General features: G+C 61.8%; 22 protein-coding genes and 4 tRNA genes. 5 read left to right on the top strand and 21 right to left on the bottom strand.

What is annotated here, in order from left to right; genetic code table 11:
* Positions 1-47 precede the first annotated feature (47 nt).
* From greB to E5221_RS10645, 4 genes are all read right to left on the bottom strand, one after another.
* Complete coding sequence (gene greB / locus E5221_RS10660) at positions 48-521, bottom strand: transcription elongation factor GreB (protein WP_247847359.1); 474 nt, start codon at positions 519-521, stop codon at positions 48-50.
* Positions 522-532: 11 nt separating this feature from the next.
* On the bottom strand, positions 533-841 hold the full coding sequence (locus E5221_RS10655; RefSeq protein WP_023661930.1) for a hypothetical protein: 309 nt from the start codon (positions 839-841) through the stop codon (positions 533-535).
* A gap of 223 nt (positions 842-1,064) precedes the next feature.
* Positions 1,065-1,502 carry a DoxX family protein gene (locus E5221_RS10650; RefSeq protein WP_015269705.1) on the bottom strand — a complete coding sequence of 146 codons (438 nt, stop codon included), beginning with the start codon at positions 1,500-1,502 and terminating at the stop codon, positions 1,065-1,067.
* Positions 1,503-1,616: 114 nt separating this feature from the next.
* Positions 1,617-3,023, bottom strand: a complete 1,407-nt coding sequence (locus E5221_RS10645) for a transglycosylase SLT domain-containing protein (protein ID WP_247847357.1) — start codon at positions 3,021-3,023, stop codon at positions 1,617-1,619.
* 155 nt (positions 3,024-3,178) lie between these two features.
* Here E5221_RS10645 and E5221_RS10640 point away from each other — a divergent pair, with 155 nt between their 5' ends.
* The 3 genes from E5221_RS10640 to E5221_RS10630 all read left to right on the top strand — a co-directional run bounded on the left by E5221_RS10640 (position 3,179) and on the right by E5221_RS10630 (position 6,117).
* Positions 3,179-3,976 carry a TatD family hydrolase gene (locus tag E5221_RS10640; protein ID WP_015269703.1) on the top strand — a complete coding sequence of 266 codons (798 nt, stop codon included), beginning with the start codon at positions 3,179-3,181 and terminating at the stop codon, positions 3,974-3,976.
* A gap of 218 nt (positions 3,977-4,194) precedes the next feature.
* Positions 4,195-5,673 carry a methyl-accepting chemotaxis protein gene (locus E5221_RS10635; RefSeq protein WP_182330175.1) on the top strand — a complete coding sequence of 493 codons (1,479 nt, stop codon included), beginning with the start codon at positions 4,195-4,197 and terminating at the stop codon, positions 5,671-5,673.
* Between the two features lie 75 nt (positions 5,674-5,748).
* The gene (locus tag E5221_RS10630; RefSeq protein ID WP_015269702.1) at positions 5,749-6,117 is read left to right on the top strand and encodes an Mpo1-like protein; all 369 of its coding nucleotides are present in this window, start codon (positions 5,749-5,751) and stop codon (positions 6,115-6,117) included.
* 168 nt (positions 6,118-6,285) lie between these two features.
* Here E5221_RS10630 and E5221_RS10625 read toward each other — a convergent pair whose 3' ends face one another.
* The 3 genes from E5221_RS10625 to E5221_RS10615 form a co-directional block, all read right to left on the bottom strand.
* Positions 6,286-7,083, bottom strand: coding sequence for a thioesterase family protein (locus tag E5221_RS10625; protein ID WP_247847354.1), 798 nt, complete (start codon positions 7,081-7,083; stop codon positions 6,286-6,288).
* 77 nt (positions 7,084-7,160) lie between these two features.
* On the bottom strand, positions 7,161-7,940 hold the full coding sequence (locus E5221_RS10620; protein ID WP_013971887.1) for a CHAD domain-containing protein: 780 nt from the start codon (positions 7,938-7,940) through the stop codon (positions 7,161-7,163).
* 17 nt (positions 7,941-7,957) lie between these two features.
* On the bottom strand, positions 7,958-8,236 hold the full coding sequence (locus E5221_RS10615) for a hypothetical protein (RefSeq protein WP_003259403.1): 279 nt from the start codon (positions 8,234-8,236) through the stop codon (positions 7,958-7,960).
* Positions 8,237-8,414: 178 nt separating this feature from the next.
* Between E5221_RS10615 and E5221_RS10610 the strand changes: the two genes are divergently transcribed.
* Complete coding sequence (locus E5221_RS10610; RefSeq protein WP_061551441.1) at positions 8,415-9,455, top strand: patatin-like phospholipase family protein; 1,041 nt, start codon at positions 8,415-8,417, stop codon at positions 9,453-9,455.
* Positions 9,456-9,692: 237 nt separating this feature from the next.
* On the opposite strand, the gene E5221_RS10605 is transcribed toward E5221_RS10610, so the two are convergent.
* From E5221_RS10605 to E5221_RS10555, 11 genes are all read right to left on the bottom strand, one after another.
* Positions 9,693-11,564 carry a SurA N-terminal domain-containing protein gene (locus E5221_RS10605; protein WP_013971884.1) on the bottom strand — a complete coding sequence of 624 codons (1,872 nt, stop codon included), beginning with the start codon at positions 11,562-11,564 and terminating at the stop codon, positions 9,693-9,695.
* Between the two features lie 183 nt (positions 11,565-11,747).
* On the bottom strand, positions 11,748-12,020 hold the full coding sequence (locus E5221_RS10600) for an HU family DNA-binding protein (RefSeq protein ID WP_003259401.1): 273 nt from the start codon (positions 12,018-12,020) through the stop codon (positions 11,748-11,750).
* A 152-nt stretch (positions 12,021-12,172) separates the two neighbouring features.
* Positions 12,173-14,569, bottom strand: coding sequence for an endopeptidase La (gene lon, locus E5221_RS10595; RefSeq protein ID WP_015269697.1), 2,397 nt, complete (start codon positions 14,567-14,569; stop codon positions 12,173-12,175).
* Positions 14,570-14,732: 163 nt separating this feature from the next.
* Positions 14,733-16,016 carry an ATP-dependent Clp protease ATP-binding subunit ClpX gene (gene clpX / locus E5221_RS10590; protein WP_013971882.1) on the bottom strand — a complete coding sequence of 428 codons (1,284 nt, stop codon included), beginning with the start codon at positions 16,014-16,016 and terminating at the stop codon, positions 14,733-14,735.
* Positions 16,017-16,124: 108 nt separating this feature from the next.
* Positions 16,125-16,766, bottom strand: coding sequence for an ATP-dependent Clp endopeptidase proteolytic subunit ClpP (gene clpP, locus E5221_RS10585; protein ID WP_003259400.1), 642 nt, complete (start codon positions 16,764-16,766; stop codon positions 16,125-16,127).
* Positions 16,767-16,857: 91 nt separating this feature from the next.
* Entirely contained in the window at positions 16,858-18,171 is a 1,314-nt protein-coding gene (gene tig, locus E5221_RS10580; RefSeq protein WP_015269696.1) for a trigger factor, read from the bottom strand.
* A gap of 247 nt (positions 18,172-18,418) precedes the next feature.
* Entirely contained in the window at positions 18,419-18,718 is a 300-nt protein-coding gene (locus E5221_RS10575; RefSeq protein ID WP_247847352.1) for a DUF6388 family protein, read from the bottom strand.
* A 238-nt stretch (positions 18,719-18,956) separates the two neighbouring features.
* Positions 18,957-19,032, bottom strand: a tRNA-His gene (locus E5221_RS10570).
* Positions 19,033-19,076: 44 nt separating this feature from the next.
* Positions 19,077-19,161: transfer RNA gene (locus E5221_RS10565), tRNA-Leu, on the bottom strand.
* Positions 19,162-19,213: 52 nt separating this feature from the next.
* Positions 19,214-19,289, bottom strand: a tRNA-His gene (locus tag E5221_RS10560).
* Between the two features lie 42 nt (positions 19,290-19,331).
* Positions 19,332-19,408: transfer RNA gene (locus E5221_RS10555), tRNA-Arg, on the bottom strand.
* A gap of 272 nt (positions 19,409-19,680) precedes the next feature.
* On the opposite strand from E5221_RS10555, the gene folD reads away from it, so the two are divergent.
* A complete protein-coding gene (folD, locus tag E5221_RS10550; protein WP_013971879.1) occupies positions 19,681-20,535 on the top strand; it encodes a bifunctional methylenetetrahydrofolate dehydrogenase/methenyltetrahydrofolate cyclohydrolase FolD in 855 nt (284 codons plus the stop codon).
* 186 nt (positions 20,536-20,721) lie between these two features.
* Here folD and E5221_RS10545 read toward each other — a convergent pair whose 3' ends face one another.
* From E5221_RS10545 to E5221_RS10535, 3 genes are read right to left on the bottom strand one after another with little or no spacing between them, the layout of a single operon-like run.
* The gene (locus tag E5221_RS10545) at positions 20,722-22,461 is read right to left on the bottom strand and encodes an ABC transporter substrate-binding protein (protein ID WP_247847349.1); all 1,740 of its coding nucleotides are present in this window, start codon (positions 22,459-22,461) and stop codon (positions 20,722-20,724) included.
* A gap of 39 nt (positions 22,462-22,500) precedes the next feature.
* The gene (locus E5221_RS10540; protein ID WP_013971877.1) at positions 22,501-22,773 is read right to left on the bottom strand and encodes a DUF2160 domain-containing protein; all 273 of its coding nucleotides are present in this window, start codon (positions 22,771-22,773) and stop codon (positions 22,501-22,503) included.
* 12 nt (positions 22,774-22,785) lie between these two features.
* Complete coding sequence (locus E5221_RS10535) at positions 22,786-23,586, bottom strand: carbohydrate ABC transporter permease (RefSeq protein WP_247847347.1); 801 nt, start codon at positions 23,584-23,586, stop codon at positions 22,786-22,788.
* Positions 23,587-23,588 lie beyond the last annotated feature (2 nt).

Here is a 23,588-nt window from a genome sequence, read left to right as displayed (position 1 = left end):
GTGGGAGCGGGTTTACCCGCGAAAAGGCCGGCACAGGCAACATCACATCACTGCCCGTAGCTGATGTTGTTTACATACCAGGTCGCTTCACCGGTAGGTGTGTGCACCACCACCTCATCACCCTCCTCCTTCTTCAGCAAGGCGCGAGCCATGGGCGAGTCGATCGAGATGTAGTCATTGCGCCCATAGATCTCGTCATACCCGACAATGCGAAACTTCATGGTCTCGCCGTCGTCGTTCTCGATCTCCACCCAGGCACCGAAAAACACCTTGCCCTCCTGCTGCGGCGAGTAGGCCACCACCTTCACATCCTCAAGACGCTTGCGCAGGTAACGCACCCGGCGGTCGATCTCGCGCAGCAGCTTCTTGTTGTACTGGTAGTCGGCATTCTCGCTGCGGTCGCCCAGCGAGGCCGCCCAGGTAACCTTCTGGGTAATCTCCGGGCGGTACACCCGCCACAGGTGGTCCAGTTCTTTCTTCAGCGCCTCATGGCCTTCCGTGGTGATGATATTGGTACTCAACAGCGCGCTCCTCAGCGGCGGGTAATCAGGCCTTGGCGCGCGATACGGGTGAGGTGGCCGATGATATCGGCGGCCTCGTCCGGCGCCGGGGCCTGGATCACGGCCAGGTCGAAACGGTCATTGCCATACTGCGCGAGGTGGCAGCCGGTATCGGCGAACTGGATCAGAAAGGCACGCGCCTGGCCCTTGCGCCTGGACAGGCCTTCAAGGTGACGCAAAAGAGTGGGTTGATGCTGGCCGCCGAGCAGAATGCGCGGTGTGCGGGACGCCTGGCTGGCAGGCAAGGGGCTCAAACAGACACTGGTACGTGGGCAACTCATGGAGCTTCTCTCCGCCTCGCGAATCCCGCTGGGCAGCGGTGGGAGGCGTCACCGAACCAGCGCTTTAGCGGTATTTCGGATGACCCGGAGAGGGGCTTTCCTGCGCCCCGCAAGTAGCTGTTTAAATCGGCGCAGACGGTATGCTAGAGCTACAAGCGGCAAGATACAAGCCTCAAGCCGAAAGTGATCGGCCTAAGGCTCGTATCTTGGCATTTGCGGTGTATCAGCGGGCGATCAGGCGGTCCAGCGAGAAGCGGCCAGCGCCTTCGATCAGCACCGCGACGGTGCCAGCCAGCAGGGCCAGGCCAAACTCATAGCCGTTGTTGGACATGAACAGGCCGTTGCCGATGTGCACCGAGAGGATCGCCACCACCAGGGTTACCGCCAGCACCAGGGCCGCCGGGCGGGCCAGCAGGCCGATCACCAGGGCCAGGCCGCCGAAGAACTCGGCACTACCAGACAACAGGGCCATCAGGTAACCCGGGGCCAGGCCGATGCTCTCCATCCACTGGCCGGTGCCTTCCAGGCCATAGCCACCGAACATGCCGAACAGTTTCTGCGCACCATGGGCAATGAAGATGATGCCGACCAGAATACGGATGACGCTCAGGCCAGCGCCGGCGCGGGTGGAGAACAGAGCGTTGAGGGTAGCGTTGTTCATGTCGAAGACTCCTTGAAGCGAGGAAAGTTGTGTTGGGATGGGCGCCATCATAATCGATCTAATAGATATGAAAATCGCAAAAAACCCAACATAACAATCGACAAAATCGATTTGTTAGCGCTTAGCTACGCGCTCCAGCGCAGCACGTTCCCGATTGAACGCTACAAAGTACTTGTTGACGCTGTTGACGAAGTTGACTGGCCCCATGCCCACCTGCTCCATGGCAATGCGTTCGGTCTGGAAGAACCACTGGTCGCCATTCAGCCCGCGACGCCGCGCCTCCGCACGCATGGCCTGGACCCGCTCGGGCCCCAGGTTGTAGGCCGCCAGGACGAAGGCCATGCGCTCGCGCTCGTTAATCTTGGCGCTGGCAAAGAACTTGCGCCGGATCAGCGCCAGGTAACGGGCGCTGGCCTGGACATTGCCATCCACCGAGGCGGTGTTGCTCACCCCCACGCGCTGCGCCGCCGAAGGGGTGATCTGCATCAGGCCATGGGCCCCTCCGGTGCCGCGCGCTGCCGGGTTGAGCGTCGACTCCTTGAAGGCCAGCGCGGCCAGGTTGAGCCAGTCGATCTGCTGCGCCTCGCCGTGTTTCTGCAGCACCCCCCGCAGCGCGGTGAGGCGCTGGCGATTCTTGCTGGCCAAGGGGTCGTGCACCCGGTACTGGCGACGGTAGATGCGCTCGAACGCGGCGTCCTGGTTGTCCGGCGCCCGGTAGCCCTGCAGAAAGCGATCGACCGTGGCCAGCAACTGCGGCGCATCGCGCCCCACATACCAACGCATGGCTTGCGGCGCCCCCAGTTTTACGCGGCTGTCCAGCCTCAAGCGCGGCATCACCCGGGCCCAGCGCCGGGCGATCGGCTGCTCGACCACGGTCAGGTGATAGATGCCGGCCTGGACCATTTCCAGCACATCTTCCACCGCCAAGGTCGAGTCGACCCACTCCACCTTGATCGGCGCGCGCTTGCGCAGCGCCAGCTGCTGGTTGACCTGCTGGATTAACGGGCCGGCCGCGCTGGCGCTGGTCAGGGCCACGGTACGCCCGGACAACTGCTCGACATGGCTGAAACTGCGCTCGCCCTTGCGCCCCACCAGCAGCAGCGGCACCTGGTCGAGCACTGGTGCGCTACTGCTGACCCCGCGCACCACGGCGGGGTCGAGCAGCTCGCCCGGCGCGGCCAGGTCGCCCTCGCCACGGGCCAGGGCGCCCAGCAACTGCTCCTTGGCCCGCGGGATCAGCTTTAGCTGGATCTCCTGGCCATCGTCGGCGCGGGCATTGAGGTAATGCTCCAGGGCACGCAGGCGGTAGTATTCAATACCGACCGGCTCGCCCTTGACCTCACCGGAGCTGTTGCGGCTCTGGTTGACCAGCACCCGCAGCACCTGGCTGGTGCGAACCTGTTGCAGGTCACGGACCTTGGCAGGCGCGATGTTCTGCTGCGGCCCCGGCGCGCGCGCATGGGCAGGCCCGGTCAGGGTCAGCCCAAGCGTCAGCAGGAAAATGAGCCAGCATCGCTGCATGCGAAAACGTGTCCGTTGTCGGTGGGCGGCATCCGTGGGTTGTGCCGCCAAGAGAAATGACGGCAAAAGACCACGGCAACAGCATGAAGTTCTTGGCTTTTTCAGAAAAACAAGGTTTTTGCTATGCTGGCCGTCCCGCGGCACGAGGTAGCACCATGCAACTGATCGATATCGGCGTCAACCTGACCAACAGCAGTTTCCACGACCAGCAGGCGGCAATCGTCGAGCGCGCCCTTGAGGCCGGGGTCACGCAAATGGTGCTGACGGGCACCAGCCTGGCGGTCAGCGAACAGGCGCTGGAGCTGTGCCAGCAACTGGATGCGAGCGGCGCGCACCTGTTCGCCACGGCAGGCGTACACCCTCATGATGCCAAAACCTGGGATGCCGGCAGCGAGCGCCAGTTGCGCCAGCTGTTGAGTGAACCACGTGTACGCGCCGTGGGTGAATGCGGCCTGGACTTCAACCGGGACTTCTCCCCTCGCCCGCTGCAGGAAAAAGCCCTGGAGGCACAACTGGCGCTGGCTGCCGAGCTGCGTCTGCCGGTGTTCCTGCACGAACGCGACGCCAGCGAACGCCTGCTGGCGATCCTCAAGGATTACCGCGACCATCTGACCGGCGCAGTGGTGCACTGCTTTACCGGCGAGCGCGACGCGCTGTTCGCCTACCTGGACATGGACCTGCACATCGGTATTACCGGCTGGATCTGCGACGAACGCCGTGGCACCCACCTGCATCCGCTGGTGGGCAACATTGCCGAGGGGCGGCTGATGCTGGAGAGCGATGCGCCTTACCTGCTACCACGCAGCCTGCGGCCCAAGCCGAAGAACGGGCGCAACGAACCAGCGTTCCTGCCAGAGGTGTTGCGTGAAGTGGCCTTGCACCGGGGTGAGTCGACCGAACACACGGCGGCACATACCACGGCAACGGCGCGGGCGTTTTTCCAACTCCCCTGAACCCGACGCGACCCTTTGTAGGAGCAGCCTTTTGCTGCGAAGAGGCCATAACAGCTACTACATTCGGTTGGCCTTACCTGGCCCTTCGCAGCACAAGGCTGCTCCTACACGGGCTTGTGCTTGGTGTTGATATGCATCAACAAACTCCATGGCGCACGCAGGCACAATGATGGCACCTTGCCAATATTGTTCCCGCTCAACTCAGAGAAGACCTGCCCATGGGTGCCTGGCTTAGCAATGTTTCCCTGAAGTACAAGTTCTGGGCCGTCAACGCGGTGGCCTTTGTCACGACCTTGCTGCTGGTGCTCTATGCCGTGCACCTGGAGCAGCGCGCCCGCGCCGAGGCCGCGCAGGCCCAGGCGGCCGCGCAGGCGCAACTGCTTGCTGCCTGGCCGGCCGGCCAGCCGCTGCCCCGCCCGGCCAACGTCATCAGCTGGTCAGCCGGGCAAACGCCCACCTTCGCGGGCGAACCCCTGGAGGCCCTGCGCAATGCCCAAGGCTGGGTCGAACTGCCTGCCGCCCGACTCTTGGGCAACAACCCGCTACAGGGCGCGCAGGTACTGCGCAACGGTGATCAGCAAATGGCCGTGCTGGCCCAGTCGCCAAGCCTGCGCCAGGTGTTCTTCGACCGATTCAGCAACTACGCGGTATGCGTACTGATCCTGATGCTGGCCATGCTCGGCGCCTCGCAGCTGCTGATCCGCTTCCTGCTCAGCCAGCTCAACACCCTCAAGGATGTGATGCTGCACGTGGAAAAGACCGGCGACCTGTCGGCCCGCGTGCCGTTGGCCTGTGGTGACGAGGTCGGCCAGATGGCCGGGGCCTTCAATGCCATGCAGGCGACCTACCACCGCGTGGTCAGTACTGTCGCCCACACCGCTGCGCAACTGGACTCCGGTGCCGCGCGCCTGGCCGCGAGCATGAGCGAGGTGCGCCACGGCATGCTCGGCCAGCAGAGCGAGACCGACCAGGCCGCTACCGCCATCAACGAAATGTCGGCAACGGTGCACCACATCGCCCAGCATGCCGGCGCCACCCGTGACCTGTCACAAACAGCCGACGCCCTGGCCGGTAGCGGCCAGGAGGTGGTCAGCCGGGTACAGGACTCGATCTCCGGGCTGTCCAGCGGCGTGCAGCAAACTGCCGAGATGATTCGTCAACTGGCCGAAGACAGTCAGAAGATCAATGGCGTGGTCAGTGTGATCCACAGCATCGCCGAGCAGACCAACCTGCTGGCGCTCAATGCCGCCATCGAAGCAGCGCGCGCCGGCGACCTGGGCCGCGGCTTTGCCGTGGTGGCCGATGAAGTGCGCAACCTGGCCAAGCGCGTACAAAACTCCACCGACGAGATCACCACCATGGTTTCGGCCCTGCAGTCGGGCACCCGGGATGCAGTGGAGTTCATGCAGGAGAGCTCGTACAAGGCCGACGACTGCGTCCGCCAGGCCCAGGAGGCCGGCGAAGCACTGGCCGAAATTACCGGTGCCGTGGCGCAGATGCGCGAAAGCAACACCCAGATTGCCGTGGCAGCCGAGCAGCAAAGCCAGGTGGCCGAGGAAATGAACCGCGCCGTGGTGAGTATCCGCGATGTCACCGAACAGACCGTGCAACAGACCGTGGGCTCGGCAACCACCAGCAGCGAACTGGCAACCCTGGCCGGTGAACTGAACAAGGCCATTGGCCAGCTCAAGCTATAGTCACCATAGCCAGCCTCGATTGGCCCCCGCCTGGGGGGCGCACTAAGCTTTGGGCATGACCGAGAGGAAATGCCCATGAGCAAACGCCTGCCCAACCTGCCCGCCTGGCAATGGCGCGGCTACCACCACAACCACCGCCACCCGGCCAACCTGGTGCTGCACCTGATCGCCGTGCCTTTGTTCATCCTTGGCACGTTGCTGATTCTGTCCGGCCTGTTCGGTCTGGACCTGGGCCAGATTGCCGTTGGCATCATTGCGCTGATCGCCGGCCTGGGCCTGCAACGCCAGGGCCATCGACTGGAAGCCGAGCAACCCGAACCCTTCGCCAACCGCAAGGATGCCGTGCAACGCCTGCTGACCGAGCAGTTCATCACGTTTCCGCGCTTCTTGCTGAGCGGGGCCTGGTGGAAGGCCTGGCGGGAACGACACAAGCATCGCCATTGATGCTCCAATCACGCGCAATCTTTTGTAGGAGCGCCCTTGTGTCGCGAAAGGGCTGCGCAGCAGCCCCGGATTTACAGCTTCGCCGCGAAGATTGCCGGGGCCGCTTTGCGGCCCTTTCGCGACACAAGGCCGCTCCTACAGGAAAGCGTGCAGGCCTGCAGGTATCTGCTAGGCAAACACGGTAACCGTCTGCCGGCTCAAGGCCAGCAACTTGCCCTGCGCCGTCCTCAACGCAGCGGCAGCGTGCCCGTAACCATCCCGCGCGTGCTCGGTTTCCACGCAATAACGGCACCAATCCAGGGTCGACAGCTGCGCCCTGGGCTGCATGAATTCGATGGTCCAGGTCAACGTGCTGCCGGCAGCCGGCTGCTTGAGAAACGGCATCAGGCTTGGCGGCCAGGCATCGACCAGCGCCAGCAGGTGCGCCTCGTTGACCGGTTCTTCGGCCACCCCGCGCAAACGTACCCAACCGCCCATTTGCCGCGACTGATTGCCACTGAACGGCAATCCACCCACCGCCCAGCGCAAGGCCACATGCTGCATGAACTCCGGAGTAACGCCTTTGATATGGGGTAGCTCGGGAGCTGCATCGTCGAGCGCTTTCATTTCCTCGGCCGGCAAGGCTGGCACATCGACCACCGACGGCCGCCCTGCACCGAAATTGCCCTGCACCAGCGTCACTACCTGGCCGTGTTGAACAGCACGGCCCAGCAAGGTGCTGACAGCCTTGCCTTCACGCAGCACCTCTACATCGAAGCGGATTGGCACATCTGCCGCGGCTGGCGCCACAAAGCTGATGGCCAAAGAACGCACGGGGCGGTCATCGGAGATTTTCTGGCGCATGGCTTCATACACCATGGCCGCCATCAGCCCGCCAAAGGCGGCGCGCCCCTGGGCCCAGCTTGGCGGGACACATACAGCTTCGGGGTTGGCCCGCACGGCGTCGAGCAGTTGGTTGAAATTCATTGGCCGGCTCCTGCCTGCTGCGAATAAGGTCTGCCCATCCTAGCCAGCAAACCCATGCCGATCAGCCCGCATTTCGGTCATTTTTCGGGCTTTCGCCGCGCCAACGCCTGCTGCAGTGCATCCAGCGTCGCATCCGAATGGCGCTCGGCCTCATGCAATTCCTGCTCCCAGGCGACCCTGCACGGCGCCAGGTCGGCATGCTCGCGCGCCTGCAGCAGCCATTGCAGGCGATCATGCCAGTCACCCAGGTCGCCCTGGGCCTGCTTCAGCAAGCGCCGCAACTGCTTGCCCGCATGGTCGAGCTGCGGATAGGCCTCATCGCCATAGCGCGCACGCTTGATCAGCAAACGCAGGCGGTGGCGGTCGTGGGCCGGGTCCTGCAGCGCCTGGTACAATTTGCGCCACTGCTTGCCCAGGCGTTTGTCGATGCGCTTTTCCAGCGCCTTGACCAGGCCCTCGCGACCGGCTGCACGCATGAACAGCGGAAACGCGTCGACAATCGCGAGCACCCGCGTCAGCTCGGGGCTGGCGGCAACACTGGCGAATGTCCTGGCACGCCCTTCCAGGCGCCGCTGCCCGGCCTCGGCAAAACCATGCCCGATCAATTCGGCCGCCAGCACCTCACGGTCGCGCAACGGCGTGGTGAGGGCACCCAACGACCTGGCGGCCTCCTCCAGCTGCTCCACCCCCGGCAGCCCTCGCAGCGGCCGCAGCAGGCTGCGCAGGCGCCGCAGGGTGGTGCGCAGGTCATGCAAGGCCTCGCTGTCGGTATCGGCAGCCAGGCGCTCGCGGCAGGCCAGCAGGCGCACCTGCAAGGCCACTATCTGGGCAACCACATGATCGAGCATGGCAGACATTGAAAGACGCTCCTTGGTCAGCGCCCGGCGCGAGACTCACGAATGTAGAAACGGGCCTTTTCGGCTTTTCTGGTACAGCTTTCATAACCTTCGAACTGCTGTTGGGTCTTGGCACCGGTCAGCAGCGACAAGGCCTTGGAGTAGCTCACGGCACCGGCAAAGCCTTCGGCCTTGGCCAGGTCCAGCTCCTTCCAGGCGGCATCCAGTTGGGTTGCGCAACTCTCGCGGTAGGCCGTCTTGCCCGCGCAGCCAGCAAGGGCCAAGGCGATCAGTGGAAGGCAGATCCAGGCTTTCATCGGTAATACCTCAATGGAAAAAACATTGGCTGTTCGACGCCCCGGCAGCTGAAAAGTGCCCTGCCCAGCCAGCTTGGCCCAGCCAGTTTTATTACAGTAGCTCAGCACGATGCACATTGAAGCACAGGTGGCGATGGGTGCATTGTAGGACCATGGTTGCACTGGCCGGGGAATGTTCATGAGCAAACGCGTGGCACTGGTACTGGGATCGGGCGGAGCCCGGGGGTATGCACACATCGGCGTGATCGAGGAAATCGAGCGCCGCGGCTACGACATTGCCTGTATCGCCGGCTGCTCGATGGGTGCGGTGATCGGCGGCATTTATGCCGCCGGCAAGCTGGAAGACTACCGCAACTGGATCGAGAGCCTCGACTACCTGGATGTGTTGCGCCTGGTCGATGTCAGCTTTCGCCTAGGCGCAATTCGCGGCGACAAGGTGTTCGGGCAAATCCGCAAGATCGTCGGCGAGATCAACATCGAGGAATTGCGCATCCCCTACACCGCGGTTGCAGCCGACCTCACCAACCAGCAGGAAATCTGGTTCCAGGAGGGCTGCCTGCACCAGGCCATGCGCGCCTCGGCAGCCATCCCCAGCCTGTTCACCCCGGTGATGCAAGGCAACCGCATGCTGGTCGACGGCGGCATCCTCAACCCGCTGCCGATCGTGCCGGTGGTGTCCAGCCACTGCGACCTGATCATCGCGGTCAACCTCAATGCCACCAACCAGAAGCAGTACCAGCTACCGGTGATCGAACGCCCAGCGGCGTTCAAGATGCGCTTCGATGCGCTACTCAGTTCGCTGGGTTCGCGCTTGCCGTTCCGGCGCAAGCCGGCGGAGGAGCTGATACGCATCGAGCAGGAAATCGTCGCCGAAGGGCTGGCGCCGCCTAATCCGTGGCTGGCCGATGCCGCCAACCCGGAAGGCCAGCAACCGGCGGCGGCACCGGAGCGCGAGGGTGCGCCAAAGTCTGCGACCGGCTCGTTCATCATCGACAACGTGGGGCCCGCTTCGCTGCTGGACTTGATCAACCAGAGCTTCGAGGTCATGCAGACCTCGTTGGCACAGTACAAGATCGCAGGCTATCCACCGGATGTGCTGATCAACGTGCCCAAACGAGTGTGCCGGTTTTTCGAGTTCTACAAGGCGCCGGAGCTGATTGCCCTGGGGCGGGAGATTGCGCGGGATACGCTGGATATCCATGAAGGGGTGAAACGCTAACACGGCCTGTACTGGCCTCATTGCCGGCATCGACGTCAAGACATGCGAAGCACATGTAGGAGCAGCCTTGCGCTGCGAAGAGGCCATCAGGGCCGAAGAGAATCTATTGTTCTGCTGGCCTCTTCGCAGCACAAGGCTGCTCCTACAGGGGTATCGAACAGGCCTAAAGCGCGGCGATGAGCAACAGAAACGAAACAGGCCGCTCAAGGCGGCCTGTTCGTTCATGCATCCATCATCTTAGTAACGGGTGATGTCCGCCTTGGCTTCAAGTTGCTTGCGGTATGCCGCGAAGTCCTGCTGGCCAGCACGCGACGCGAGGTAGCGGCGGATCTGCTGCTTCTCTTCGTCGGTGGCAGCAGCGCCTTCGTTGACACCCTTGAGCTGCAGAACCACCAGGCTACCGTCACGCAGCACGACGCTGCCATAAACCGGCTTGTCCTTGGCCTGTGGCTTGCCCAGGCGGAACAGCGCCTGCAGCTCGGCCGGGTCGATACCGTCCTCCCCGCGGGTAACTGCTTCATAGGCCTTCCAGCCCTGCCCTTCGTGCACACTGCCAGCTGCGATGGAACCGTCACGCAGGCCGGCAATCAGCTTGTCCGCCTTGGCCTTGAGCTCGGCAGTTGCCTTCTCCTTGGCCAGGTGCTCGCTGATGTTCTTGGCCACGGCTTCCAGCGGCAGCTGCTCAGGCTTGCGGTGCTCCTTGACGCGCAGCACCACGGTGGTTTCCGGGTCGAGCTCGATGGCGGTGCTGTTGGCACCCTCCTCCAGCACTTCTTCGGAGAATGCGGCCTGCACGACCGAACGGTTGGCAGTGATGCCTTCGCCACCCTCGCGGCCGAACGCTGCGGAAGTTTGCACCTTCAGGTTCAGGTCCTGGGCCGGCTGGGCCAGGTCGGAAGCCTCGTAGGCAGCATCCTGCAGCTGCTTGCTGGCATCTACGTAACGCTGCTCGACCAGCGGGATCTTCAGGTCACGGGTCAGCTTGTCCTTCAGGCTGGCGAAGCTCGGCACTTCCGGCGCCTGCACGCCCAGCAGCTTGATAAGGTGGTAGCCGAACTCGGTGCGAACCGGCGCCGAGACCTGGCCGTCCTGCAGCTTGTACAGCGCATCCTCGAACGCCGGGTCGTAAACGCCCGGGCCGGCGAAGCCAAGGTCACCGCCGCTATTGGCCGAACCCGGGTCCTGGGAGAACTCCTTGGCCAGCGCGGCAAAGTCTTCGCCCTTGGCCAGGCGCTGCTCGATCTCTTCGGCTCGGGCCTTGGCCTGGGCGTCGGTGACCTTATCGTTCACCTCGATGAGGATGTGCGCGGCATGGCGCTGCTCGGCGAGGTTGGCGATTTCCTTCTCATACTGGGCCTTGAGCTCTTCGTCGGTCACCTTGACCTGATCGAAGAACGCCGACTTCTTCAGCTCGATGTAGTCGATCACCACCTGGTCTGGCGACATGAACTCCTTGGCGTGCTGGTCGTAGTGCGCCTTGACCTCTTCATCGCTGACCTTGACCGCGGCCGGGTCGGCCTTGAAGGTCAGGGAAGCGAAGTCACGGGTCTGCTTCTCGAGGCGGGCAAAGGCATCGACCTGCTGGTCGGTCACGAAGCTGCTGCCGGCCAGGCCGGTGCGCAGTTGGCCGATGAGCATTTCCTCGGCGAGCATGTCGCGGAACTGCATGCGGCCATAGCCCATCTGGCGAATGACCTGGTCGAAACGGTCGGCACTGAATTTGCCGTCCACCTGAAACTCCGGCGTCTGCAGGATCACCTGATCCAGTGCGGCCTCGGAGAAGGCGAATTTGGCATCTTCGGCGCCTTGCAGCAGCAGCTTGCGGCTGATCAGGCCCTTAAGTGCCTCTTCGCGCAGCAATTTGTCGTCCAGCAGCGCCGGGTCGAAATCCTTGCCCAATTGTTGCATCAGCTGACGGCGCTGCATGTCGGCCGCCTGGCTCAGCTCGTTCTGGCTGATGGTCTGGCCGTTCACCTTGGCGGCGTCCTGGCTATGGGTGGCGGCCTGGAAAATGGCTTCGAAGCCGGTCAACGCCATCAACACGACGATAAGGCCGATGATGGTCTTGGCAATCCAACCTTGTGAATTGTCCCTGATATTTTGCAGCATGCGTCCCCCAGAAACGGCTGTACCACTGCGTCGACAACCGCGGAGCGTGGGTAGAAACCTGATAAAAGAAAGGCGCATCCGAGGATGCGCCTTTTCTTAGCAAACGTGTCAGGCGGGAACGTTTGCGCCCCGCCATCACCGTGCTCGGACCTGGCCAGGCCGGGTCCGGCTGAAAGAGACGACTTAGTTGACGGCGTCTTTCAGGCCTTTGCCAGCCTTGAAGCCTGGAACCTTGGCGGCAGCGATCTTGATCGCGTTACCGGTTTGCGGGTTGCGGCCGGTGCGCTCTGCACGCTCCTTGACCGAGAAGGTACCGAAGCCAACCAGTACCACATCGTCACCTTGCTTCAGGGCGCCGGTGACGGATTCGATGACTGCGTCCAGCGCACGGCCGGCTACAGCTTTCGGGATGTCAGCAGATGCGGCGATAGCGTCAATCAGTTCCGACTTGTTCACTCTAAGTCCCCTTATTTCTCTATTGAGTTTGTTTCTAAGTATGTAATGAAAAGCTTATGAAACGTGCGCTGGGTGGCCTGATGACAATAGCGTGCCGCTTTATAGCAAGGCCCCGAAAAAACTGTCAAGGAAAGCCCCCCAGCCAAAAACTACTAGTGCGTGCTAATTCTTTCCTTAGCATCGCCGTCGCGCTTTTCATCTTTCGCGACAATCTCCGGAGCCACATCTGGCAAGGGCTCCGGGGCGTATTGCAGCGCAATTTGCAGGACTTCGTCAATCCATTTGACCGGTTTGATCTGCAGATCCTGTTTGATATTTTCCGGAATCTCCTTCAGATCGCGAACATTCTCCTCGGGAATGATCACCGTCTTGATCCCGCCACGGTGTGCCGCCAGCAGTTTTTCCTTCAACCCGCCAATGGCCAGCACTTGGCCACGCAGGGTGATTTCGCCGGTCATGGCCACATCGGCACGTACCGGAATCTGCGTCAGCGCCGACACCAGCGCGGTGCACATGCCGATACCGGCACTTGGGCCATCCTTCGGCGTGGCGCCCTCAGGCATGTGGATATGCACGTCGTGCTTCTCGTGGAAGTCGGCGGCGATACCCAGGCTGCGGGCACGGCTGCGCACCACGGTCTGCGCGGCGGTGATCGACTCGACCATGACGTCGCCCAGCGAGCCGGTCTTGATCAGCTGGCCCTTGCCGGGGATGACCACGGCTTCGATGGTCAGCAGTTCGCCGCCCACCTGGGTCCAGGCCAGGCCGGTAACCTGGCCGATCTGGTCCTGCTGCTCGGCCAGGCCGTAGCGGAACTTGCGCACGCCCAGCAGGTGCTCCAGCTGCTCGCTGGCTACCTTGACCTTGACCTGCTTCTGCCCGGTATGCTCCTTGACCACCTTGCGGCAGACCTTGGCGATTTGCCGCTCCAGGCCGCGCACACCGGCTTCGCGGGTGTAGAAGCGGATGATGTCGCGGATCGCCGAGACATCGACTTCCAGCTCGTCCTTCTTCAAGCCGTTGGCCTTGACCTGCTTGGGCACCAGGTACTTGACCGCGATGTTGATCTTCTCGTCCTCGGTGTAGCCCGGCAGGCGGATGACTTCCATCCGGTCGAGCAGCGCCGGCGGGATGTTCATCGAGTTCGAGGTGCACAGGAACATCACGTCCGAGAGGTCGTAGTCGACCTCCAGATAGTGGTCGTTGAAGTTGTGGTTCTGCTCCGGGTCGAGCACTTCGAGCAGTGCCGAGGCCGGGTCGCCACGCATGTCGCTGCCCATCTTGTCGATTTCGTCCAGCAGGAACAGCGGGTTGCGCACCCCCACCTTGGTCATCTTCTGGATCAGGCGGCCAGGCATGGAACCGATGTAGGTTCGGCGGTGACCACGGATCTCGGCCTCGTCACGCACACCACCCAGGGCCATGCGCACGAACTTGCGGTTGGTGGCAGCGGCGATCGACTCGGCCAGCGAGGTCTTGCCGACGCCGGGTGGGCCGACCAGGCACAGTACCGGCCCGCGGATCTTCTTGACGCGCTTTTGCACGGCAAGGTACTCGAGGATGCGTTCCTTGACCTCTTCCAGGCCGTAGTGGTCGGCATCGAGGATTTCCTCGGCCTTGGCCAGGTCCAGACGCACCTTGCTCTGGGCCTTCCACGGCACCTGCACCAGCCAGTCGAGATAGGAACGGACCACAGTGGCCTCGGCCGACATCGGCGACATCTGCTTGAGCTTGTTCAGCTCGGCCTGGGCCTTGGCCAGTGCGTCCTTGGGCAGGCCAGCGGCTTCGATGCGCTTTTTCAGCTCTTCGACTTCGTTGTGGCCTTCGTCGCCATCACCGAGTTCCTTCTGAATGGCCTTCATCTGCTCATTCAGGTAGTACTCGCGCTGGCTGCGCTCCATCTGCTTCTTGACCCGACCGCGAATGCGCTTTTCGACCTGCAGCAGGTCGATTTCGGCATCCAGCAGCGCCAGTACGTGCTCGACACGGGTCGGCAGGTCGACGATTTCGAGAATTTCCTGTTTCTGCTCGATCTTCAGGGCCATGTGTGCGGCCATGGTATCGACCAGGCGCCCTGGCTCTTCGATGCTGTTCAGCGACGATAGCACTTCGGCTGGGACTTTCTTGCCCAGTTGCACGTATTGCTCAAACTGCGACAGCAGCGTGCGCACGAACACTTCCGACTCGCGCTCGGCGGCGTCGACTTCGTCGATCAGGGAAACTTCGGCACGGATGTGCCCTTCTACTTCGCTGAAACGCTCCACGGCGCCGCGTTGCTCGCCCTCGACCAGCACCTTGACGGTACCATCGGGCAGTTTCAGCAATTGCAGCACGGTGGCAACGGTACCGACGCGGTACAGGGCGTCTTCGCCCGGATCATCGTCGGCCGGGTTTTTCTGGGCCAGCAGAAGAATCTGCTTTTCGCCCGTCATCGCCGCCTCAAGGGCTTCGATGGACTTTTCGCGCCCCACGAACAGCGGGATGACCATGTGCGGGTAAACAACGACATCGCGCAATGGCAAAAGAGGCAAGTCGAGGGTGGTCTTCATGATTTCGCCTCTACAGCGGCCTTATGGCCGGAAACCGGTGGAAATGATGCTTGGACCTAATGTGGGGGCAGGCTTGGGAAATTACAAGCGCTAGCGCAGGAAAAGCAGAAAGGGGCCCGTAGGCCCCTTCTTGCTTGCAACCATCAACCGGCCATTACCTGGATCAGGCGTCCGGCGCGGCCTTGGCTTGCGGCTCGCTGTTTTCGTAGATCATCAGCGGCTGCGAAGTGCCATCGATGACGCTCTCGTCGATCACCACCTTGCTGACATCCTTCTTCGAAGGAATCTCGTACATGGTGTCGAGCAAAACGCCTTCGAGGATCGAACGCAGGCCACGGGCGCCGGTCTTGCGCTCCAGGGCCTTGCGCGCCACGGCCTTGAGCGCATCGCTGCGGAACTCGAGGTCGACGTTTTCCATCTCGAACAGCTTGGCATACTGCTTGGTCAGGGCGTTCTTCGGCTCGGTGAGGATCTGCATCAGCGCGGCCTCGTCCAGCTCGTCGAGGGTTGCCAGCACCGGCAGGCGGCCGACGAATTCCGGGATCAGGCCAAACTTGACCAGATCGTCCGGCTCGACCTCACGCAGGGACTCGCCAACCTTCTTGCCCTCTTCCTTGCTGCGTACTTCGGCGCCAAAACCGATGCCACCCTTGGTGGAGCGGTTCTGGATGACCTTTTCCAGGCCCGAGAAGGCACCACCGCAGATGAACAGGATGTTGCGGGTATCGACCTGCAGGAATTCCTGTTGCGGGTGTTTGCGGCCGCCTTGCGGCGGAACCGAGGCCACGGTGCCTTCGATCAGCTTCAGCAGTGCCTGCTGCACGCCCTCGCCCGATACGTCACGGGTGATGGACGGGTTGTCCGACTTGCGCGAAATCTTGTCGATCTCGTCGATGTAGACGATGCCCATCTGGGCCTTTTCCACGTCGTAGTCGCACTTCTGCAACAGCTTCTGGATGATGTTCTCGACGTCCTCACCCACGTAACCGGCTTCGGTCAGGGTGGTGGCGTCAGCAATGGTGAACGGTACGTTCAACAGGCGTGCAAGGGTTTCGGCGAGCAGGGTCTTGCCCGAGCCGGTTGGCCCGATGAGCAGGATGTTGCTCTTGCCGAGTTCGACTTCGTCACCCTTCTTGTCACGCTGGTTCAGGCGCTTGTAGTGGTTGTACACCGCTACGGCAAGCACCTTCTTCGCGCGTTCCTGACCAATGACGTACTGGTCCAGGATACCGCTGATTTCTTTCGGCGAAGGCAATTTGTGCGCGCTGCTCTCGGCCTGGGCTTCCTGCACCTCCTCACGGATGATGTCGTTGCACAGGTCGACGCACTCGTCGCAGATAAATACCGAGGGCCCGGCAATCAGTTTGCGCACTTCGTGCTGGCTTTTGCCGCAGAAGGAGCAATAAAGCAATTTGCCGCTGTCCTCGCCGTTACGGGTGTCAGTCATTCGATCGATCCAATCCGGTAGGCTTGCAACACAAGATGAAGGCAATTGCGGGCTTTTTCAAGTCCGCAGGTAGGCGCTTTCCGCGCCTACCTGCTCTGGCACCCCGGTTCAGGAGGCCAGTTGCCGCTTGTCGTAGACCGAGTCGATCAGGCCGTACTCGGCCGCGCGCGAGGCGCTCATGAAGTTGTCACGTTCGGTGTCGCGCTTGATGGTCTCGAGATCCTGGCCGGTGTGGTAGGCCAGCAGCTCGTTCAGGCGGGCCTTGATATTGAGGATTTCCTGGGCGTGGATCTCGATATCGGTGGCCTGACCCTGGAAGCCGCCCAGCGGCTGGTGGATCATCACGCGCGAGTTAGGCAGGCAGTGACGCTTGCCCTTGGCACCAGCAGCCAGCAGGAAGGCGCCCATGCTGCAGGCCTGGCCGATGCAGATGGTCGAGACGTCCGGCTTGATGAACTGCATGGTGTCGTAGATCGACATGCCGGCGGTGACGGAACCGCCCGGCGAGTTGATGTACAGATGGATATCCTTGTCCGGGTTTTCCGCTTCAAGGAACAGCAGTTGCGCAACGACGAGGTTGGCCATGTAGTCCTCTACCGGACCAACCAGGAAGATCACACGCTCCTTCAACAGGCGCGAGTAGATGTCGTAAGCGCGTTCGCCACGGGCGGACTGCTCGATAACCATCGGGACCAGACCGCCTGCGGCCTGGATGTCAGAGCTCTGCTGAATATAAGAATTGCGGGACATGTCCTGCGCTCACTCCCAAATAGTCATGGCTTGAATACGCACAAGCCAGCTCGAAGGCTGGCTTGTGGGGGTTTCCTACGAGAGAAGCCTGTTACTCAGCGGCGGCTGGAGCCTGTGCTGGTTTAACGGCATCTTCGTACGAGACCGACTTGTCGGTCACAGTCGCTTTCTGCAGAACAGTATCTACAACTTGTTCTTCCAGCACAACCGAACGGACTTCGTTCAGTTGCTGGTCGTTCTTGTAGTACCAGGCGATGACCTGCTCAGGCTCTTGGTAAGCCGAAGCCATTTCTTCGATCATTTCGCGAACCTTGCCTTCGTCCGGCTTCAGCTCGAACTGCTTGACCACTTCAGCCACGATCAGACCCAGGACCACACGGCGCTTGGCTTGTTCTTCGAACAGCTCGGCCGGCAGTTGCTCAGGCTTGATGTTGCCACCGAACTGCTGAACAGCCTGCACGCGCAGACGGTTGACTTCGTTTTCCAGCAGGGCTTTCGGCACTTCGATCGGGTTGGCAGCCAGCAGACCGTCCATGACCTGGTTCTTCACCTTGGCCTTGATGGCCTGGCGCAGTTCACGCTCCATGTTCTTGCGAACTTCGGTGCGGAAGCCTTCCAGGGTCGATTCCTTGATGCCGAACTGGGCGAAGAACTCTTCGTTCAGCTCTGGCAGCACAGGAGCGGCAACGCTGTTGACGGTGATGGTGAACTCGGCGGCTTTGCCAGCCAGGTCCAGGTTCTGGTAGTCCTCTGGGAAGGTCACGTTCACAACGCGCTCTTCGCCAGCCTTGGCGCCAACCAGGCCGTCTTCGAAGCCTGGGATCATGCGGCCGGAGCCCAGTACCAGCTGGGTGCCCTTGGCCGAACCACCGGCGAACACTTCACCGTCGACCTTGCCGACGAAGTCGATGTTGACCTGGTCGTCGTTCTGCGCGGCGCGCTCGACGGCCTCGAAGCGGGTGTTCTGCTTGCGCAGCACTTCCAGCATGTTGTCCAGGTCGGCATCAGCCACTTCGGCGCTCAGGCGCTCGACGCTGATCGACTCAAGGCCGCCAACGGTGAACTCCGGGAACACTTCGAAGATGGCGACGAACTCCAGGTCCTTGCCCTTTTCGAAGGACTTCGGCTCTACCGCAGGGGCGCCAGCCGGGTTCAGCTTCTGCTCGACGATGGCTTCGTAGAAGGAAGCCTGGACGAGGTCACCGAACGCCTCTTGACGGGCATCGGCTTCGAAACGCTGACGAATCACGCTCATCGGCACTTTGCCTGGGCGGAAGCCGGCAACCTTGGCGCGCTTGGCAGTCTGTTGCAGACGCTTGTTGACTTCGTTCTCGACGCGCTCGGCCGGAACGGCGATGGTCATGCGACGCTCGAGAGCGGAAGTGTTTTCAACAGAAACTTGCATGGATATTCCTCGTTGCACAGACGTTAGCCGGCGTTAGCCCGACTCCAGAATCAAGGGCAAGCATTCTAGTGAGTCGCGCAGCAGAAGTCACCCCACTCGGGACGACGGGAAACCACGCCGGTCGATTAACTTTCACGGCCCGCACGACATAGCGCCGGGCCTGCTTCAATGGGGCCGCACGACGCCACCAGGCGACCTGCAGCCGAAATACCTTGTCAAACAACTGCCACCAACGAATTCGCTTCCTTTATTCAGGTTCGATTTCGTTGAACTGGCAGTACTCCTCCCACTCCATCCCCAGCGCCTCGGCTACCTCACGGTGCGTCTCCAGGCGCATGGCCTGCAGTTGCTCGGGGGTTTCGGCGATCAGTTGCAGGGCCAACTCCCAAGGCTGGATACCCTGCTCCTCGGCCGCATCCTCGAACGCCCACTCGATCTGCTGGGCCTGCTCGCGCGCATCCAGCTCACGGATCTCTTCGAGCAGCTGCGGGCTGGCCTCGGCAAAGCGCTGTAGCGCCAGTGCCTGACGGGCTTCTTTTGCAATCATCGGGTTGTTCCTCTGCCGGCCAAATGGGCCGGCGTTTCAACCGGCTGAAATCTAACAGCTTTTATTGGGGCGTCACCAGAGGATTGCAAGGGCCGGGATGCGATTTGACCGAGAGGTGATTCGCCATGAAATTGTCAGCGCCGCTCGATCTCACAGGCGCCAGAACCTTCAAACCATACACACAGAGCAAAAACAAAAAGGCGCCCGATCTCACGATCAAGGCGCCTTCGAAGAAATATGGGGTGGACGATGGGAATCGAACCCACGACAACTGGAATCACAATCCAGCGCTCTACCAACTGAGCTACGCCCACCATATTGCGGTCTTGCGATGTTGCGGTACAACCTTACAGAAGCATGGTGCGGACGAAGAGACTCGAACTCTTACAGCTTGCGCCGCTGGAACCTAAATCCAGTGTGTCTACCAATTTCACCACGTCCGCGTAACGCTTAAAACAAAGGCGCCAGATGCTATCGAGGCGCCTTTGAAGAATATGGGGTGGACGATGGGAATCGAACCCACGACAACTGGAATCACAATCCAGCGCTCTACCAACTGAGCTACGCCCACCATATTGCATTACAGCCTACTTGCTTGCCAAAGCTGCCTAAATGGCGCACCCGGCAGGACTCGAACCTGCGACCATCCGCTTAGAAGGCGGATGCTCTATCCAGCTGAGCTACGGGCGCTTAAGCTTGAAGCCTAACCGAACGAGACCTTTAACAGGTAACTGCTAAACCACTCATTCTGCCCGACTTCGCCAACCAGTGCTAGGCTGTGCCCGACAAGTGCGGCGAATCTTATAGGCGAGCCTGAAAGTCGTCAACACCTTTCTCAAAAAAATTTAAATTATTTAAGGGCTTAGGGGATTTGCCCGACCACCCGCCTTTGCCCTTGGCCCATGTCGTGCGAGAATGCGCCCTCTTTAATTGTTTCCTTCTCGATGGTTAATCACGCGTCTATGACTGCACACCTAATCGATGGCAAGGCGATCGCCGCCAGCCTGCGCCAGCAGATCGCTCAACGTGTCGTGGAGCGTCGCCAGCAAGGCCTGCGTACGCCGGGCCTGGCGGTGATCCTGGTCGGCACCGACCCCGCCTCCCAAGTCTATGTCTCGCACAAGCGCAAGGACTGCGAAGAGGTCGGCTTCATTTCGCAGGCGTTCGACCTGCCCAGCGAAACCACGCAGCAGGCCCTGACCGAGCTGATCGACCGCCTCAATGACGATCCGGCCGTCGACGGTATCCTGCTGCAGTTGCCGCTGCCGGCGCACCTGGACGCCTCGCTGCTGCTCGAGCGCATCCGCCCGGACAAGGACGTGGACGGCTTCCACCCGTACAACATCGGTCGTCTGGCCCAGCGCATCCCGCTGCTGCGCCCGTGCACACCGAAGGGCATCATGACCCTGCTGGAAAGCACCGGCCAGGACCTGTACGGCATGAACGCGGTCATCGTCGGCGCGTCCAACATCGTTGGTCGCCCGATGGCCATGGAGCTGCTGCTGGCCGGCTGCACCGTGACCGTCTGCCACCGCTTCACCAAGGACCTCGCCGGCCATGTCGGCCGCGCCGACCTGGTGGTAGTGGCCGCCGGCAAGCCTGGCCTGGTCAAGGGTGAATGGATCAAGGAAGGTGCCATCGTTATCGACGTGGGCATCAACCGCCAGGAAGACGGCAAGCTGGTCGGCGACGTGGTCTACGAGACCGCCCTGCCGCGCGCCGGCTGGATCACGCCGGTGCCGGGCGGCGTCGGGCCGATGACCCGCGCATGCCTGCTGGAGAACACGCTGTATGCGGCTGAAGAGCTGCACAAGTAATACCGCGTGATATGAAAACGGCACCTCTGGCAGGTGCCGTTTTTTTTGCCCGTGATCAATGCACTTGCTTCACCGGCCTCTTCGCGGGTAAACCCGCTCCCACAGGTTGCGCGCCGTCCCAGAAGATGGCGATATCTCTGTGGGAGCGGGTTTATCCGCGAAGAAGCCGGCGCGTTACTCAGCCGATCACTTCCTGGCCGCCTCCCACGACTTCAGCAGTTCGTTGTAGCTGACTGTCTCGCCCTTGGGCTTTTCGTTGGCCAGTTTCGGTTTCGGCGCCCCAGGCTGGTCGAACCAGTATTGGGCGTCCCTCTCCGGGTTCAGCTTCGGTGCACAGGTGGCCTGGGCTTTGGACCGCTGCAAGCGCTCCATCATCCGGTCCTGATCGCGGGCCAGGCCGTCCAGCGCTTCCTGCGGGGTCTTCTCGCCACTGGCCACTTCGGCGATGTGGCTCCACCACAACTGCGCCAACCGCGGGTAGTCCGGCACGTTGGTGCCGGTCGGTGTCCACTGTACCCGCGCCGGGCTGCGGTAGAACTCCACCAGCCCGCCCAGCTTGGGCGCCAGCTCGGTCATGGCCTGGGAGTTGATGTCCGATTCGCGAATCGGCGTGAGGCCGACGATGGTCTTTTTCAGCGACACGGTCTTGGAGGTGACGAACTGGGCGTACAGCCACGCAGCCAGGCGTTGCTTCTCGGGAGTGGACTTGAAGAAGGTCCACGAACCGGTGTCCTGGTAGCCCAGCTTCATCCCCTCCTCCCAGTACGGCCCCTTCGGCGAAGGCGCCATGCGCCACTTCGGCGTGCCGTCGGCATTCACCACCGGCAAACCGGGTTTGGTCATGTCGGCGGTAAACGCGGTGTACCAGAAGATCTGCTGGGCGATGTTGCCCTGGGCCGGCACCGGGCCGGCTTCGGAGAAGGTCATGCCCTGGGCTTCCTTGGGCGCATAGGCACGCATCCAGTCCACGTATTTCTGCGTGGCATACACGGCGGCCGGGCCGTTGGTGTCGCCGCCACGGGTCACGCTGGACCCCACCGGGTGGCAGTCCTCCACGCGAATGCCCCATTCGTCCACCGGCAGACCATTGGGCAAACCTTTGTCGCCGCCACCCGCCATGGAGAACCAGGCATCGGTGAAGCGCCAGCCCAGTGACGGGTCTTTCTTGCCGTAGTCCATATGGCCATAGACGCGTTTACCGTCGATTTCCTTGACGTCTTCGGTAAAGAACCTGGCAATGTCCTCGTAGGCTGACCAGTTCACCGGCACACCAAGTTCGTAGCCGTATTTTTCCTTGAACCTGGCCTTCAGTTCGGGCCGCTCGAACCAGTCGGCACGGAACCAGTAGAGGTTGGCGAACTGCTGGTCCGGCAGTTGGTAGACCTTGCCATCCGGCGCGGTGGTGAAGGAAATGCCGATGAAGTCCTTCAGGTCCAGGGTCGGCGAGGTGTAGTCCTTGCCTTCGTTGGCCATCAGGTCGGTGATCGATTCCACCTTGCCGTAGCGAAAGTGCGTACCGATCAGGTCGGAGTCGTTGACCCAGCCGTCATAGATGTTCTTGTCCGACTGCATCTGTGTCTGCAGCTTTTCCACCACGTCGCCTTCCTGCAGCAGGTCGTGGGTCAGCTGGATACCGGTGATCTCGCTGAAGGCCTTGGCCAGCACCTTGGACTCGTATTCATGGGTGGTGATGGTTTCCGACACCACATTGATCTTCATGCCGCGGAACGGCTCGGCAGCCTTGATGAACCACTTCAACTCGGCCAACTGCTGTTCAGGGGTAAGGGTCGAAGGCTTGAACTCACTGCCGAGCCACTTCCTTGCCGCATCCTCGTACTGGTCGGCCCAGGCTGTGCCCTGCACGCTGGCCAGTACCAGCAACGCGGCCAGGGTCAAATGTCGCCTGTTGTACTTGTTGTCGAACATTGTGATCTCCCGTTTCAGTTATCCCACAGGGCCGCTCGCTCAGCCCCAGCGCAGCACCACCACCAGCCACGCCAGCGACAGCAGCGAGGCCACCCACAATGGCCACTCGCTGACGCCAACCACCAGCAAATGCAGGTAGGCGCTGGCCAGCAGGCCGATGAACAAGCGGTCGCCACGGCTGGTGACCAGCGGCAGGAAGCCGCGTCGCTCCACGCAGGGGCGGCGCAGTTCGAGCAGGGTCATGCCCAGCAGCAGCACGCCAACGGCGGCGAAGAACAGCGCCGTCGGCAAGGTCCAGGCCATCCACTCCATGCCTTGCCCTCCTCACACTCGGCCCAGGGCGAAGCCCTTGGCCACATGGTTGCGCACGAACCAGATCACCAGCATGCCCGGCAAGATGGTCAGTACCCCCGCCGCCGCCAACACGCCCCAATCGATGCCCGAGGCCGACACGGTACGGGTCATCACCGCGGCGATCGGTTTGGCATTCACCGAGGTCAGGGTGCGCGCCAGCAGCAACTCGACCCAGGAGAACATGAAACAGAAAAACGCCGTCACGCCGATGCCGGAGCCAATCAGCGGAATGAAGATCTTCATGAAGAAGCGTGGGAAGCTGTAACCGTCGATATAGGCCGTTTCGTCGATTTCCTTCGGCACACCAGACATGAACCCCTCGAGGATCCACACTGCCAGCGGCACGTTGAACAGGCAGTGGGCCAGGGCCACGGCGATATGGGTATCGAACAGGCCGATCGACGAATACAGCTGGAAGAACGGCAGCAGGAACACCGCCGGTGGCGCCATGCGGTTGGTCAGCAGCCAGAAGAACAGGTGCCGGTCACCGAGGAAGCGGTAACGCGAGAAGGCATATGCTGCTGGCAGCGCCACCAGCAGCGAAATCAGCGTGTTCAGGCACACGTAGTACAGCGAATTGATGTAGCCGCTGTACCAGCTGGCATCGGTGAAGATCACCCGGTAGTTGTCGAGGGTGAACGCCTGTGGCCACAGGGTCAGGCCGCCGAGGATCTCGGTGTTGCTCTTGAACGACATGTTCAGCAGCCAGTAGATCGGCACCAGCAGGAAGAAGAAGTACAGCAGCAGGGCCAGCGATTTGCGCGTGCTCATGG

This window comes from Pseudomonas sp. A2 (assembly GCF_023100865.1).
Classification (GTDB): Bacteria; Pseudomonadota; Gammaproteobacteria; order Pseudomonadales; family Pseudomonadaceae; genus Aquipseudomonas; species Aquipseudomonas asiatica.
Note: the sequence above shows the minus strand (reverse complement) of the source record. Positions and strands in the feature narration are given on the sequence as shown.

Bases quoted from the DNA above. Each gene is read 5' to 3' on its own strand.
- E5221_RS10630 (WP_015269702.1), top strand. From the start codon at position 5,749: ATGAGCAAACGCCTGCCCAACCTGCCCGCCTGGCAATGGCGCGGCTAC.
- E5221_RS10545 (WP_247847349.1), bottom strand. From the start codon at position 22,461: ATGTTCGACAACAAGTACAACAGGCGACATTTGACCCTGGCCGCGTTG.
- E5221_RS10640 (WP_015269703.1), top strand. From the start codon at position 3,179: ATGCAACTGATCGATATCGGCGTCAACCTGACCAACAGCAGTTTCCAC.
- E5221_RS10635 (WP_182330175.1), top strand. From the start codon at position 4,195: ATGGGTGCCTGGCTTAGCAATGTTTCCCTGAAGTACAAGTTCTGGGCC.
- folD (WP_013971879.1), top strand. From the start codon at position 19,681: ATGACTGCACACCTAATCGATGGCAAGGCGATCGCCGCCAGCCTGCGC.
- tig (WP_015269696.1), bottom strand. From the start codon at position 18,171: ATGCAAGTTTCTGTTGAAAACACTTCCGCTCTCGAGCGTCGCATGACC.
- E5221_RS10610 (WP_061551441.1), top strand. From the start codon at position 8,415: ATGAGCAAACGCGTGGCACTGGTACTGGGATCGGGCGGAGCCCGGGGG.
- E5221_RS10625 (WP_247847354.1), bottom strand. From the start codon at position 7,083: ATGAATTTCAACCAACTGCTCGACGCCGTGCGGGCCAACCCCGAAGCT.
- E5221_RS10620 (WP_013971887.1), bottom strand. From the start codon at position 7,940: ATGTCTGCCATGCTCGATCATGTGGTTGCCCAGATAGTGGCCTTGCAG.
- E5221_RS10535 (WP_247847347.1), bottom strand. From the start codon at position 23,586: ATGAGCACGCGCAAATCGCTGGCCCTGCTGCTGTACTTCTTCTTCCTG.
- clpP (WP_003259400.1), bottom strand. From the start codon at position 16,766: ATGTCCCGCAATTCTTATATTCAGCAGAGCTCTGACATCCAGGCCGCA.
- E5221_RS10605 (WP_013971884.1), bottom strand. From the start codon at position 11,564: ATGCTGCAAAATATCAGGGACAATTCACAAGGTTGGATTGCCAAGACC.
- E5221_RS10540 (WP_013971877.1), bottom strand. From the start codon at position 22,773: ATGGAGTGGATGGCCTGGACCTTGCCGACGGCGCTGTTCTTCGCCGCC.
- E5221_RS10615 (WP_003259403.1), bottom strand. From the start codon at position 8,236: ATGAAAGCCTGGATCTGCCTTCCACTGATCGCCTTGGCCCTTGCTGGC.
- E5221_RS10650 (WP_015269705.1), bottom strand. From the start codon at position 1,502: ATGAACAACGCTACCCTCAACGCTCTGTTCTCCACCCGCGCCGGCGCT.
- E5221_RS10575 (WP_247847352.1), bottom strand. From the start codon at position 18,718: ATGATTGCAAAAGAAGCCCGTCAGGCACTGGCGCTACAGCGCTTTGCC.
- clpX (WP_013971882.1), bottom strand. From the start codon at position 16,016: ATGACTGACACCCGTAACGGCGAGGACAGCGGCAAATTGCTTTATTGC.
- E5221_RS10645 (WP_247847357.1), bottom strand. From the start codon at position 3,023: ATGCAGCGATGCTGGCTCATTTTCCTGCTGACGCTTGGGCTGACCCTG.
- lon (WP_015269697.1), bottom strand. From the start codon at position 14,569: ATGAAGACCACCCTCGACTTGCCTCTTTTGCCATTGCGCGATGTCGTT.
- E5221_RS10655 (WP_023661930.1), bottom strand. From the start codon at position 841: ATGAGTTGCCCACGTACCAGTGTCTGTTTGAGCCCCTTGCCTGCCAGC.